Origin of the sequence: Pontibacter sp. Tf4 (assembly GCF_014212495.1) — a bacterium.
In the GTDB taxonomy this organism is placed as follows: domain Bacteria; phylum Bacteroidota; class Bacteroidia; order Cytophagales; family Hymenobacteraceae; genus Pontibacter.
In genome coordinates this window covers 56,527-69,420 of sequence record NZ_JACKZC010000003.1, presented here as the reverse complement: position 1 = coordinate 69,420, position 12,894 = coordinate 56,527, and the positions used below count along the sequence as shown (strand labels likewise).

15 protein-coding genes are annotated in these 12,894 nt (G+C 45.5%); 3 read left to right on the top strand and 12 right to left on the bottom strand.

Translation table 11 applies throughout. From position 1 onward, the window contains the following. Positions 1–39: 39 nt before the first annotated feature. Entirely contained in the window at positions 40–426 is a 387-nt protein-coding gene (locus H7F15_RS05775; protein ID WP_185196019.1) for a hypothetical protein, read from the bottom strand. A 154-nt stretch (positions 427–580) separates the two neighbouring features. Here H7F15_RS05775 and H7F15_RS05770 point away from each other — a divergent pair, with 154 nt between their 5' ends. The 3 genes from H7F15_RS05770 (at position 581) to H7F15_RS05760 (ending at position 3,706) form a co-directional block, all read left to right on the top strand. Then, positions 581–979, top strand: coding sequence for a rhodanese-like domain-containing protein (locus tag H7F15_RS05770; protein WP_221627005.1), 399 nt, complete (start codon positions 581–583; stop codon positions 977–979). A gap of 3 nt (positions 980–982) precedes the next feature. Further along, a complete protein-coding gene (locus H7F15_RS05765; RefSeq protein ID WP_185196018.1) occupies positions 983–1,921 on the top strand; it encodes a putative sulfate exporter family transporter in 939 nt (312 codons plus the stop codon). Between the two features lie 162 nt (positions 1,922–2,083). Beyond that, positions 2,084–3,706: a bifunctional UDP-sugar hydrolase/5'-nucleotidase gene (locus H7F15_RS05760; RefSeq protein WP_185196017.1), complete on the top strand. Its 1,623-nt coding sequence runs from the start codon at positions 2,084–2,086 to the stop codon at positions 3,704–3,706. Between the two features lie 80 nt (positions 3,707–3,786). Here H7F15_RS05760 and H7F15_RS05755 read toward each other — a convergent pair whose 3' ends face one another. From H7F15_RS05755 to H7F15_RS05705, 11 genes are all read right to left on the bottom strand, one after another. Continuing rightward, positions 3,787–4,710: a sterol desaturase family protein gene (locus H7F15_RS05755; protein ID WP_185196016.1), complete on the bottom strand. Its 924-nt coding sequence runs from the start codon at positions 4,708–4,710 to the stop codon at positions 3,787–3,789. 20 nt (positions 4,711–4,730) lie between these two features. Then, positions 4,731–5,177, bottom strand: a complete 447-nt coding sequence (locus H7F15_RS05750) for a DsrE family protein (RefSeq protein ID WP_185196015.1) — start codon at positions 5,175–5,177, stop codon at positions 4,731–4,733. Between the two features lie 124 nt (positions 5,178–5,301). Continuing rightward, positions 5,302–5,937, bottom strand: a complete 636-nt coding sequence (locus tag H7F15_RS05745; RefSeq protein ID WP_185196014.1) for a TlpA disulfide reductase family protein — start codon at positions 5,935–5,937, stop codon at positions 5,302–5,304. Between the two features lie 55 nt (positions 5,938–5,992). After that, positions 5,993–6,877, bottom strand: a complete 885-nt coding sequence (locus tag H7F15_RS05740) for a DoxX family membrane protein (RefSeq protein WP_185196013.1) — start codon at positions 6,875–6,877, stop codon at positions 5,993–5,995. Positions 6,878–7,021: 144 nt separating this feature from the next. After that, a complete protein-coding gene (locus tag H7F15_RS05735; protein ID WP_185196012.1) occupies positions 7,022–7,384 on the bottom strand; it encodes a hypothetical protein in 363 nt (120 codons plus the stop codon). An 82-nt stretch (positions 7,385–7,466) separates the two neighbouring features. Continuing rightward, entirely contained in the window at positions 7,467–8,732 is a 1,266-nt protein-coding gene (locus H7F15_RS05730) for an MFS transporter (RefSeq protein ID WP_185196011.1), read from the bottom strand. Positions 8,733–8,807: 75 nt separating this feature from the next. Next, on the bottom strand, positions 8,808–9,221 hold the full coding sequence (locus tag H7F15_RS05725) for a DUF6691 family protein (RefSeq protein WP_185196010.1): 414 nt from the start codon (positions 9,219–9,221) through the stop codon (positions 8,808–8,810). A gap of 46 nt (positions 9,222–9,267) precedes the next feature. Further along, on the bottom strand, positions 9,268–9,825 hold the full coding sequence (locus H7F15_RS05720; protein WP_185196009.1) for a YeeE/YedE family protein: 558 nt from the start codon (positions 9,823–9,825) through the stop codon (positions 9,268–9,270). 79 nt (positions 9,826–9,904) lie between these two features. After that, positions 9,905–10,231, bottom strand: coding sequence for a rhodanese-like domain-containing protein (locus H7F15_RS05715; protein ID WP_185196008.1), 327 nt, complete (start codon positions 10,229–10,231; stop codon positions 9,905–9,907). A 170-nt stretch (positions 10,232–10,401) separates the two neighbouring features. After that, positions 10,402–11,814, bottom strand: coding sequence for a rhodanese-like domain-containing protein (locus tag H7F15_RS05710; protein WP_185196007.1), 1,413 nt, complete (start codon positions 11,812–11,814; stop codon positions 10,402–10,404). A gap of 125 nt (positions 11,815–11,939) precedes the next feature. Beyond that, positions 11,940–12,803: a sulfite exporter TauE/SafE family protein gene (locus tag H7F15_RS05705; RefSeq protein ID WP_185196006.1), complete on the bottom strand. Its 864-nt coding sequence runs from the start codon at positions 12,801–12,803 to the stop codon at positions 11,940–11,942. Positions 12,804–12,894 lie beyond the last annotated feature (91 nt).

The window sequence follows — 12,894 nt, the reverse complement described above, 5'->3', positions numbered from 1 at the left end:
TATACTTTACCTGTGTTTGCCACTAAATAGGGAAAGTGACTAGCTAAGCCGGGGCGGGTCAGGCTCTAAGAATTTGCTAAGAGAGTAGTAACTCATTTGATTGTGACCGGATTTTTGGTCTTCCAGATTCAGTGGCACAAACACGAATTCATCAGTGGGTGCCGTGCTTATCAGTTTTACAGAACAATGTATCTCAACAGCTCCATCTTGCTGGCCGTTTTCTGTATCTGGCACTTTGTTTAGCAGCTGATTTTGAAATGTGGCTTTATGAACTGATGCCACTAACTGCTTTTGGACTTCTTTCCTCAGACAAACCTTTTTGATAGAGACACCCGCACGTTCTCCTGGCACGAAGCTGATGATGGTCAGCACCCCAAGATGTAGGATTAACATCAAAATGGCCCATATGTGCAGGTAGTGTTTCAAGTAGTGGTTTTATAGTTTATAACGACGTTCTGCTGTGATATTTTACAAAACAAGTGAAACGACTTTTGGCTAACAGTGACTTTTGTCACATAGGTTCAGGCCGCAATGTTTGAACTTGCAAACTATAGAATTATTAAAAGTTTAAAATTGAACTATGGATATGAACTATGTAGTAAAACTAATTGCCTTTATGCTTCTTTTTGGATTTAGCAGTTGCCAGCAAGAAGCAGGCAGTACAAAAGTAAATTTAAATGCAACTGAAGTAAAGCAATTAATTGAATCTAGTCAAGAAGTGGTGGTGCTGGATGTACGCACACCGTATGAATTTCAGGAAGGCCACCTGGAAGGCGCTGTTAATATAGACTATACTTCACCGGATTTTGAAAAGGAAATAGCTAAACTGGATACAGCCGCCACCTACCTGTTGTACTGTAAATCCGGGAATAGAAGTAGTAAAGCAACAACAGTAATGAAAAACAACAACTTCAATAACATCTACAACGCAACTGTAGGATTTGATGCGCTCAAATCGGCAGGGATAGAAACAAAATAAACTGTGGAGATTTTAAGCAAAAGATATGTTCAACTGGGCTTTTTCTGGCTCATATTGATACTTATTGTATTAACAGACCTTATTGGTGCGCCGCTTGCTTTATTCTCTGGTATAGTATTAGGACTGATTTTTGGTAACCCTTATCCGGCAAAACTGAGCAAGGTTACTAAGTACGCATTGCAGGCTTCTGTAGTAGGGTTGGGCTTCGGCATTAACCTGTACCAAGTAGCTGAAACCGGCTTTACAGGCTTCTTCTATACGGCCATTTCGCTTATTGCCACTATGGTGGTCGGTTTACTATTGGCGAAACTGTTAGGCGTTGAGAAAAAGCTGAATCACCTTATTTCTGCCGGTACGGCTATTTGTGGGGGAAGTGCCATTGCCGCCGTTGCCCCGGCTATCAAAGCATCAGAAAAGGAGATTTCCGTAGCGCTGGGTGTGGTGTTCATCTTGAATGCGCTAGCCTTGTTTGTTTTCCCGTTCATCGGCAATCAGCTACAACTATCGCAAGAGCAATTTGGTGTTTGGGCCGCTATTGCCATACATGATACCAGTTCTGTAGTAGGGGCTGCCACGGAGTTTGGAGAAAAGGCACTCGAGATTGCCACTACGCTTAAACTCACGCGGGCGCTGTGGATACTCCCGATGGTATTGATTACGGGCTTTCTTTTTAAGTCGGAAGGCAAGGCAAGCTTCCCGAAGTTCATACTTTTCTTCTTGGTAGCATCTCTATTCAGCACGTTTCTAAGTGGCCTGAGCGAAGTGTATGGCTGGCTGACCATGCTGGCCAGAAAAGGTTTGGTTATCAGTTTATTTTTAACTGGTGCAGGCATCAGCATGTCGCTGCTCAGAACCATTAGTATCAGGCCATTCCTACAAGGAGTGGTGCTTTGGCTGGTTGTGGCTACAGGCTCTCTGCTGGCAGTTTACTATGTGGCTTAAAAGAGCAGTATGTTTTTGAAAAGAATGCCGACCACCGCGCCGACGCAGGTATAAAGGCTATCGAAGCTATAAAGCAATATCTGGGGAAGTATTCACCAGTCCGTGCAGACCTGCTGGGCACGTTCACGGCTGTATAAATCTCACCAATTAAACTTTAGTACGATGAAGATTAGTATGCATTTGGGAGTAACCTTTATGATGGCGCCGCTTATACTTGCGGGCGCCTGTACAAACTCAAACCCAGCAGCAACGGCTGCAAGTGAAATGGCAGTAAAAGAGCATAAATCAATCAGCATTTTGCATACCAATGACATGCACGGTTCTTATATGCCTTTCCTGACGACAACGGATAATGCGACAGCCCAAACTGGCGACGCTGGTCGCGATACACTTATAACATTCGATAAAACAGCCACGATAGGGGGCTTTGCTTACCTGGCTACCGCTATTAATAAGGTGCGAAATGAGAAGGGGGCAGATAAGGTGTTGCTGGTAGATGGCGGCGATACATTTAGTGACGACCAACTAGGCAACCTAACCAAAGGTGAAGCCATGATCCGTTTCATGAATGCGGTGAAATATGATTTGATGGCCCTCGGAAACCATGATTTCGATTATGGTTTGCAGCGCACGCGCGAGCTGGAGCAACTGGCAACCTTTCCGATGCGGGCAGCCAATATAACGGATGACAACACGCTGCAGCCTGTTTTCGGAGAGCCTTACATCATCAAGGAGAAGAATGGTGTGAAGGTGGCTATTCTGGCTCTTGGTTACCGCAATACACCTAAGACCGGTAATCCGGATAATGTGAAGGGACTTACCTTTAAAGTAGGGCAGGAAGTCGCGCAAACCTATGTACCTGAGCTCCGAAAAAAAGCCGATGTAGTGGTGGTGCTTTCACATGAAGGAACGGCTGTGGATTACAAAATGGCGCGTGAAGTAGCAGGTATAGACCTGATCATAGGAGCCCATAGCCACGACATACTGGAACCAAGAAAGAAGATAGGGCAGACCTATGTGGTACAGGCTATGTCAGATGCAGCGGTGTTAGGTGAAACAGAACTGGTACTAAGGAACCAAAAACTGATTGATGTGAAAACGCATCATCATTGGCTCTGGAACGAGCAGGTGCAGCCTGATGCAGCCATGCAGGAGCTGATTGACGAACAGCGCAGACCACACCTGGAAAAGCTACAGGAATATGTGGTGGAAAGCAAGGCAGTCATCGGCAGACAGTATAAATCTGAAAGTCCGTTTGATAAGCTGGTAGGTAATCTGCTAATAGAAAGCTTTCATGGAGACATAGCTGTTATGCCGGGAGTAGGATATGGTATCTCTTTAAAGCCTGGTCCTGTCACAAGTGAAGAAATATACAAGCTGTTGCCACACCCATCTAAAATCGTAACCTTGACCATGACAGGAAAGCAGTTGAAATCAACTCTGGAGCAGGCGGCAAAAAATTTAAAGCCGGATAACAAACTAGAAGCGGTAGGTGGTCTTATCCAGACAGCTGGAATCCGCTATGAAATGGATCTTACCAAGCCAGTCGGAGAACGAGTTAGCAACGTACAAATAAAAAGTCAGCCAGTAGAAGATACACAGAATTACCAGGTTGTCACCCACAACGGCTTACTAACCGGACTGCATAACTTCGATGAGATAGGCAAAGGGCGAAACATCAACAGAACAGCGCAACCATTAACCGAATTCCTCATTCAGAAGTTAAAGGAAATGAAGACAGTAGACATGCCAGCTAATATGGGCGAAGTGACCATCAAACGCTAAGTATAAACTACATATCAAACTAAAAGTCCTGTGGTAAATCTCTACTACGGGACTTTTAGTTTGCCTGAAAGCACAACCTCTTATACTTTTTCCAGGTGTTTTACTTCTTCTTGTGTTATACCTAACTCACCGTTTGAGCGATTGTTCAGGAATGGATGTAACTGTTGATTTACAAACGACTCCGGATATTGCTCTACATCATCGAACCCAAGTGCAATATCACGTCCATCTTCGGGCATATAAGCTGTACCAAACAGGTAATCCCAAACACTTAAGCTGATGCCATAGTTTGCGCCATAACGACGGGGCATATACCTGGCGTGGTGCCAGATGTGCATTTGCGGATTATTAAACAGGTAGCGCAACGGACCTAACGGAACGTTTATGTTGGAATGGTTGAAATGGCCAATAGAAGTCGCAAGAATGTGCACCAGAAAGAAGTCCTGAATACCAAAACCTATCATGGCCAGTGGGATGTACTCTATTGTTCTGTACACTATAGTTTCGCCCCAATGGAAGCGCAGGTGCGCCGCAAAGCCCATTTGTTGCACCGAATGGTGTACCTTGTGAAAGCGCCACAGAAATTCGGAGCGGTGCAGTAGCCGGTGTACGTTCCATTGTATAAAATCACGGACTATAAATAAAGTGAGCAGCTGCGCCCACACGGGCCACGACTGCACTTCAAAAGCTACCAGGTTGGTAATGCCAAACAAGGACAGGAAATCATTGAAAGCTTCTACACCAATGTTAGAAATGGCATTGAACCCGATAAGCGAAAACAAGAAGAAATTGAAGAACATGTAGAAGCCATCGAGCCAGAAATCCTTTCGGAGTATAGCCTGTTGGGCACGCCAGGGCTTAACTATTTCTAAAAGCCAGAAGAAAAGCGATAAGCCGATCAGCCAGTAGAAATAGTTACCCCAACCCGGATTAAGAACTTCACGGAAAAGGTAGTTCCCGTAATCCGTAAAAGACGAGACGAAAATCTGCCAGTATTTTGCCAATAGCTATACTTCTATAGTTTCTAAAACTTAATGTAACTCCAGCCTTCTTCCTGTTTAGTTACGATTTCACCTATGCCCATTGGCACGGTAGGTACATTCGGCAACAGCTGGCTCTTTTCTACTTTAGCTCTTTTCATCGTATTCTCGCAAGCAGCAAAAACTACCCCTTTGGCCTGTAGCTCTTTTATGGCGTTGGCCTGAGTTGATTTACCAGTAACCAACAGGTTAAGCGCTTTGCCGTGAACCACCACTTCTATTTGTGCATCAGGCCAGCCGCGTTTAATATTGTTGAGTTGTCTCATCAAGCCGGCATGCATGGTGGTGTCAGCTACCGATAGATCGTATACAATCTTGCGCTGCGATGTTTGTTCCGTTTTTTTAGCTTTTGACTTTGTTTGTGCCTGGGCCATAGGTAGGGGCGCTACCAGCGTAGCCACCAGCACCATCATGATCAGTTTCAATTTCATAATTTGCTTGTTTAAGTATATGATTAGACAATTTAACTAAGTTGGATGCGAAGCCCTTTTTGTTCAACTAATTGTAAGCCATATACATAGTTCACTTCTCGTAAACTATGTATATGGAAAGATATTACTTTTTCACCATCCCCTGCAGGAACGCTACTACTTCAGGGGTGTCATAATCAGCCATGCCTTCCTGCTTGGCCACGATCTTACCTTCCGGTGAAATGATGAAGGTAGTAGGTATGGCGTTAGAGTAGAACTCCTGCGGGAACTGGCTGGCCGGCATGTATACCGGGAATGTGTACTTTTTCTTATCGATAAACTTCTTCACCTTCTCCATGCCGCCTTCATCTACAGACAGCATCACAAAGGCAATTTTGTCTGAGCCTACCTTGTCGTAAAGCTTCTGAATGTTTGGCATTTCGGCAATGCAGGGCGGGCACCAGGTAGCCCAGATGTTTAGGAATATGACTTTTCCTTTCAGAATCTCAAAAGCTACTTGTTTGCCCTGCAGATCCACAATTTTGAAACCGGCTCCGGCCATTTCAGTATTCGCCACGGCAGCCGCATCTACTACTGCGGTAGCGTCCGGGTTCTGTAAGGTTTCCGGTACATCGGCATTTTTAATACCTGTGGCCAGCAATATACGCTGCACTTGGCCAATAGCTTCGGTATGCAACCCAGTGAAATATAAAATTCCGAAAACGGCGAGCATTACCGCCCAGCCCGGTATATCTTTTATTGAAAATTTCTTCTTATTCATGCTGTTAGTTTGTTAATGAAGCTAAATTAACCCAATCTTTTAAGGTGTTATGTGACTAAAGTTCCACAGTCGTATAGCCTTTTTGCTTAAGGTCAAACATATAAGTTAGGCCATTGGGTGTGATCTCTACACCATCTATAAGATCGGATAGGGCAATATTGAACTGCTTCAGCGACATGCCGCACAGTATGTAGGTAACCCCGGCGGCTCTGCCTTTGGCTATCTCTGCAGCCATCGCACCGTCTTTTTTAAAGGCTTCTACCGACTTTCCGCAGGCCATCACTACAAACGAATCACGGTTATACTTGCTGTCTTTGGTAATTGTCTCAGCGGTATTTACAGCAGCTTTTAAGTGATTTGGCTGGCTGATGAGTACTGCATACTTTGTACTGGCGGTAGTATGGGTCATACGCTGATTCATAGTATTTTGAGCATTTGTCGTGGCGCAGGAACCAAGCAATACCATCAGCCCAATAACTACTATAGGTACATAGCCCTTATTTCGTGCAGGCAAAGGAATAATTCTCTTTTTCTGTTCCAGAAACGAATCTATACTATGGTACACAGCGCCGTTTATGATAAAAAAGATGAGCAAACCTATCAGCGCCACATTCTTGAACAAAGGCCCATAGTCTCCGCTGCCTACCTGTACGGTCAGCGTAATCGGTATAAGGATAGCCAGTAATCCGGCAGAAGCCAGCTTAGTTTTAAAGCCTGCCAGCAGCATAAAGCCACCAATAAGCAAACCTGCTCCTGAAAGTAAGATAAGGGTTTCAGCTGATGCCATCCAGGTGGCCAAGTGAGCGAACGGCGCCTTTTCTAACCGGGCAGCTGCACCGGCAGTTTTTACAAAGTGGCTTGTACCAGCCATAATAAAGATAAGACTGCCCAGGCTACGCAGCACCAGGAATGATATTTTTTGTTTTGGAGTAGTTTCCATACGTTTAGATTTTTCTTAAAATAACTTATTAGATAAAGTATGAGCATACCTATAGCAATTCACCTATTGGGGAAGTAGCGGTATGGCAGCACCAACTATAACTATGAATTGACAAGCTGATGCATTTAACATATCTGGTGTATTTTAAGAAATTCGGGGCGGCTCAGGGTCGTACTCCAGCACAGGAGCAAGATGCTTCCGGATGTGCGGAATTGTAAATTTGTAGGGTGACACAAAAGAGATAAAAAGCTCTGAAGGCAGCTCGTTAACGATGGCGTATACCTGCTGGCTGCAATCAATAACTATACCTGCTGCGTTGCTTTGCTGACCGGAGTGCGCCTGGTGTTTCAGGCATTTTTTGGCACAAGGCTTTTTGCCAAAATGCCTGCTGTATGTACAACCTTTTTTCAGCGTCGATTGCTGTGCAAAGCTGCGCAAACTATCGTTCTTCGGCATCATGAAGAGCAGTAGCGTAAGGCTTACAAATAACAGCAGGTAGTATCTCATGTGTTTTTATGCGCTATAGTATCTTTTTAGTAATAATCTAGCCAGAAGCTATAGTTGATAAATCTTCCTTTAGAGTTTGCAGTTATGCAGCTTTAACATATTTAGTACTACATTCCTTACTATGCCACAGCAGCTTTTTGGTACAGCACATCCTGTATTCTGAGAGTAGTCCGGCACCCACAGTAAGTAGGGCAGTTCCAAGTATAACCGCTTGCAGTCCGAACAAATCACCAAATATACCAGCAGCAACCGCACCAGCCACGTAGCCAAAATCACGCCAAAACCGGAAGATGCCCAAGCTCTGCGGCCGTTGGCTTGGGTGCGTGTTCTCGGCCACCACCGATAAAAAGTTAGGGTATACCAAAGCCGTGCCTGCACCCAACAGAACGAGCGCAGCTACCAGAATAGGATAGGAGCCGGCAAATAAAAGTAGGCCTATTGCAACGCCCTGAATCATCATGCCCATACTCAACAATTGCTTTTTGCAAAGCACATCACCCAACTTTCCGGTTACCAACTGGCCCAATCCCCACACTACTGGGTAAATACCGGCCAGCAAGCCTGTTTCGGTCAGGGAATATCCTTTGGTACTTAACAGCACCGGTAATAGCCCCCAAAGGATACCATCGTTCAGGTTGTTGACAAAACCGTTCAGCGTAACAGAACCTAAGTTACCATGACGCCAGGTGGTGTCTTTCCAGATGTTGTGCAGCAGCGGGATGTTGGTCTGCTTTGTTTCCGTCTGTACATGGCTATGCGTATCAAGCACCAGGAACACCGTTAGTAGCAAACCTATGATGGAGAACGCAATTCCCGGAATAAAAGCATAAGTTACTTCGCCGGTTGTAGAAGCGATATACCCTGCCAGAAACGCTACCAACCCAACTGCCAGGTAACCGGCAAATTCATTAATGCCCATGGCCAAGCCACGGTTCTTTTCACCTACCAGGTCTATCTTCATCACCACGGTGGCAGACCACGACAGGCCCTGGTTGATACCCAGCAAGAGGTTGGCAAAGATCACCCACCACCAGGCATCGGCATATAGTAGCAGCCAGGGCACGGGCAGCGCAAACAGCCACCCAATTAACAGCAACTGCCTTCGTGTATACCTAGTGGCAAGTTTTCCCATTGCCAGGTTAGCCCCTGATTTAGCCAGACCAAACGCAACTATAAATGACAAAAGCGCAGTATGCCCGTTTATACTGAATACTGTTTCAGCAAACTCTGGTATCACAGAACGCTCCAGGCCCACCATCGCACCCACAAAGCCGTTTACCAGCACCAGTAGCCAGAACTGTGTAGCATTCTCACGTAAGCCAAGCTTTATTTCGGTTGGTTGTTTCACTGTTTGTAGTATGCGTAAAAGTCACCAGTATATAAACCGGCGACTTTCACTACAATTCACTTTTAGCCAATTATTTTAATGCGGTAATCTGTCTTTTATAGCGCCGTACAGGTACGTACCGGCTATGGCCCCAACTACTGCTATCAGGATAGACCAATACTGAAAACCGATGTTCACAAACATCGGTCCCGGACAAGCACCGGTCAGTGCCCAGCCTAACCCGAAAATAGTACCACCAATCAGGTAGCGCGGAACAGACATTTCCTTCGGTGTAAAGGTAATTGGGTTACCCTGGTAATCACGCAGTTTATACTTCTTGATCACATAGGTAATAATCACCCCCAACACCACGGCCGTGCCGATGATGCCATACATGTGGAATGATTGAAAACGGAACATCTCCTGGATACGGAACCACGATATGGCTTCCGACTTACTCATTACGATGCCGAACAAGATGCCGGCAATTATAAATTTTAACCCTCTCATGGTATATAACTCTTTGTTTTACAATGGCTGTTTAATAGGTGCTTCTTTAGAAAATGAGCGGTAACAAGATCCAGGTAGTGATCAGACCACCAATAAAGAAGCCGATTACAGCAATAAGTGACGGTAACTGCAGGTTAGATAACCCACTGATCGCGTGGCCTGAAGTGCAGCCCCCGGCATAACGGGCTCCGAACCCTATGGCAAATCCGCCTAGCAACAGAATCAGGAAACCTTTCAGCGTAAAAGCAGCCTCCAGGCTGAATATTTCTTCTGGCTGCAAGTCATCCGGAGCAGATATACCAAGTGCACTCAAATCTTGAATAGTAGCCTGCGAAATCTGCACCACCTCGCCAGTTGAAAGAAATTCTGATGCAATAAAGCCGCCTAATATGGCACCGACCAGGAACAATAGATTCCAGGTTTGGGAACGCCAGTCAAAGTCAAAGAACTTTACATTTTTGCCTGCACCACAGGCTGAGCAGATGGTACGCAGGTTGGCTGACACACCAAATGATTTTCCAAAGAACAGAAGCAGTACCATAACAAAGGCGATAACAATACCCGAAGTGTACCACGGCCATGGTTGGCTCAAAAATTCTAACATTACTTACTCGTTTAGTTTAGGTTTAGGAGATAGGGCAGGGATCTGTTTAAGGTTTCCCACCTTTTCATTTTATACGATTTTATCTTGGCCAGGCACCAATGCCACCTGCCAGATTATAGGCCTTAAAGCCTTCTTTACTCATGATGTCGCAGGCAGAGCCGCTACGGTTGCCGCTGCGGCAGAACACGAAGTACTCTTTGTTTTTGTCCATCGTTTTAAGCGCCTGTTGGAACTGTGACGATGTTACATCCAGATTCTTAGCGCCTTTAATAGAACCACCAGCAAACTCACCGGCTGTACGTACATCCAGTAGCTCCGCTTTCGCAGCATTCTGATACCTGGTTCTGAACGTGGTGCCGTCCAGGTTCTCGTAGTTCTTTGGTTTTGATCCGAATATGTTAAACATAGCTTTTCTTCTTAAATGGTTGTTGTGTTTTAATTACAATACAAAGGTCGGTATAATAGAAGCCTTTGTCTGTGACTTTGGTCACGCAGGGAAGAGACGTTCTCTAAAACTCAAAGGCTGGCGCAGCATCACACTACGCCAGCGCTTCAAGCGTCTTTAACTATAAGAAATTACTTCAGTGTGCTTGGGCAAACAAAAGCAGTTTTCGGTACGCTGGTCTCGGCAATAGCCTTAAAACCACCCGCCACGTTCACCACATTTTCAAAGCCCCTGGCTTTAAGTATAGATGCTGCGATCATAGAGCGGTAACCCCCGGCGCAATGCAGGTACATGGTTTCTTCTTTAGGCAGCTCGGCCAGGTGCTCATTCAGATAATCCAATGGAGCACTTTGTGCTGTCTCCACATGCTCTGCCTGGAACTCGCCTGGTTTGCGTACGTCTACTACTTTAATGGTATTATCCTGCTCAAAACGCTGTGCAAATGTCTCTGCTGATATAGAGTTAATAGCGTCTACATCTTTGCCAGCCTGTTTCCAGGCATCTATGCCACCCTTCAGGTACCCGATGGTATAATCGTAGCCTACGCGTGCTAAACGGGTTACTACCTCTTCTTCACGGCCTTCGTCTGTAACCAGCAATATCTGCTGCTTGATGTCTGGGATCAGCGTGCCTACCCATGGGGCGAAACCACCATCAATACCAATATTGATAGCATTCGGTATAAAACCAGTTGCAAATGTTTCCGGGCTTCGCGTATCCAGTACCAGGGCGCCGGTTTCGTTGGCTGCCGCTTCAAAAGCTTCCGGCGATAGGGCCTGTAAACCTTGCTCCAGTACGCTTTCAATGTTGTCGTAACCCTCCTTGTTCATCATTACGTTCAGCGGGAAATAGCTCGGCGGCGGTGTTAAGCCATCTGTTACTTCCTTGATGAACTCTTCTTTGGTCATGTCGGCACGAAGGGCGTAGTTTGTTTTTTTCTGATTACCCAATGTATCGCTTGTTTCCTTGCTCATATTCTTTCCGCAGGCAGAGCCAGCACCGTGTGCCGGGTATACAATCACGTCATCCGCCAACGTCATGATCTTATTGCGCAGCGAGTCGTACAGGTGACCAGCCAGCTGATCTTGTGTTAAGTCAGATTTTGCAGCAAGGTCCGGACGACCCACATCACCGATAAACAAGGTATCACCAGAGAAAAGCGCATAGTCTTTGCCATTCTCATCTATTAGTAAATACGTGGTAGATTCCATGGTATGGCCTGGGGTGTGAAGCACTTTTATAGTGACATCACCTACTTTCAGTTCTTCACCATCTTTCGCGATGTAGGCGTCATAAGTAGTCTGGGCATTTGGTCCGAAAACAATAGTAGCGCCTGATGCCTTCGCCAGATCCACGTGGCCTGAAACGAAGTCCGCATGGAAGTGTGTCTCCAATACATACTTGATCGTGGCGTTGTCTTTTTCTGCTTTCTCCAGGTATGGTTTTACTTCACGTAACGGGTCAATGATGGCGGCTTCGCCGTTGCTTTCAATGTAATAAGCGCCTTGTGCCAGGCAACCGGTATAGATCTGTTCTACTTTCATGGTAGCTGATTTTATAGTTTTTGTTTTTTTAGTTTCTCAATTTTAGTCACCCTTTTACCTTGGTGACATTACAAATTTCGGGATAAGAATAGCCAGAGTCTGTGACTTTGGTCACGCTGCCAGGCTTATGCGAAAAATATTTCTTTGATGATGATGTAAATGCCCATCACGAGTACAAACCAACCGAAGGAAGTCTTTAGCTTGTCGGCATGTATTTTTGTGGAAAGGAAGGATCCGATGAAGATACCGGCTATAGAAATGGCTGAGAAAATACCCAGGAACATCCAGTCAATCTCATAGTTGAACACATCACCTATAAATCCGAACAGCGATTTAACAGCGATGATGAGTAGCGATGTACCTACGGCCATTTTCATATCCAGCTTACTGAAGAGCACCAGCGCCGGAATGATCAGGAAGCCACCGCCTGCACCTACCAGACCAGTCAATGTACCTACTACCAGTCCTTCAGCCAGTATGCCGCCATAGTTAAACTTTGGCTTCGGGTGCGTTTCTTTTGGATCAGTGTGCTCCACATCCAGTTCGGTGTCAATGTTCTCATCTACTACATCAGCTGGTTCTGCCGGTGCATCTTTTTTCTTTTTGATCATAGAGATCGAAGCAAACACCATCAAGCCGGCAAACAAGAGCATCAGCAGCACGCCTTTCGTTATGGCCAGATCTCCTACTGTGAATAAATTTTCAGGAATGGCGGGCACCAGGTAGCGCCGCGTCAGGTATACAGCCACTATAGATGGCAAGCCAAACACAACAGCTGTTTTCAAGCTCACCAAGCCTTTCTGGTAAAATTTATATGACCCCACTAAACTGGTAAGCCCAACTATAAACAGGGAGTAAGCTGTTGAAATAACCGGGCTTAGGCCCAGCAAATAAACCAGCACCGGTACAGTAAGAATAGAGCCGCCACCCCCGATCAGGCCAAGTGATAAACCAATAAGCATAGCAGCGATGTATCCAAGTATTTCCATTTTATTAAAAGTTTTATCTTGATTTCTGGTACAAAGGTAGGGTGGAGCAGAAGGGAGTACAGTGACTGATGTCACAGAAGGGAAAATAACT

Coding starts and splice junctions, on each gene's coding strand:
- H7F15_RS05770 (WP_221627005.1), top strand. CDS start 581: ATGGATATGAACTATGTAGTAAAACTAATTGCCTTTATGCTTCTTTTT.
- H7F15_RS05760 (WP_185196017.1), top strand. CDS start 2,084: ATGAAGATTAGTATGCATTTGGGAGTAACCTTTATGATGGCGCCGCTT.
- H7F15_RS05750 (WP_185196015.1), bottom strand. CDS start 5,177: ATGAAATTGAAACTGATCATGATGGTGCTGGTGGCTACGCTGGTAGCG.
- H7F15_RS05745 (WP_185196014.1), bottom strand. CDS start 5,937: ATGAATAAGAAGAAATTTTCAATAAAAGATATACCGGGCTGGGCGGTA.
- H7F15_RS05740 (WP_185196013.1), bottom strand. CDS start 6,877: ATGGAAACTACTCCAAAACAAAAAATATCATTCCTGGTGCTGCGTAGC.
- H7F15_RS05735 (WP_185196012.1), bottom strand. CDS start 7,384: ATGAGATACTACCTGCTGTTATTTGTAAGCCTTACGCTACTGCTCTTC.
- H7F15_RS05725 (WP_185196010.1), bottom strand. CDS start 9,221: ATGAGAGGGTTAAAATTTATAATTGCCGGCATCTTGTTCGGCATCGTA.
- H7F15_RS05720 (WP_185196009.1), bottom strand. CDS start 9,825: ATGTTAGAATTTTTGAGCCAACCATGGCCGTGGTACACTTCGGGTATT.
- H7F15_RS05715 (WP_185196008.1), bottom strand. CDS start 10,231: ATGTTTAACATATTCGGATCAAAACCAAAGAACTACGAGAACCTGGAC.
- H7F15_RS05710 (WP_185196007.1), bottom strand. CDS start 11,814: ATGAAAGTAGAACAGATCTATACCGGTTGCCTGGCACAAGGCGCTTAT.
- H7F15_RS05705 (WP_185196006.1), bottom strand. CDS start 12,803: ATGGAAATACTTGGATACATCGCTGCTATGCTTATTGGTTTATCACTT.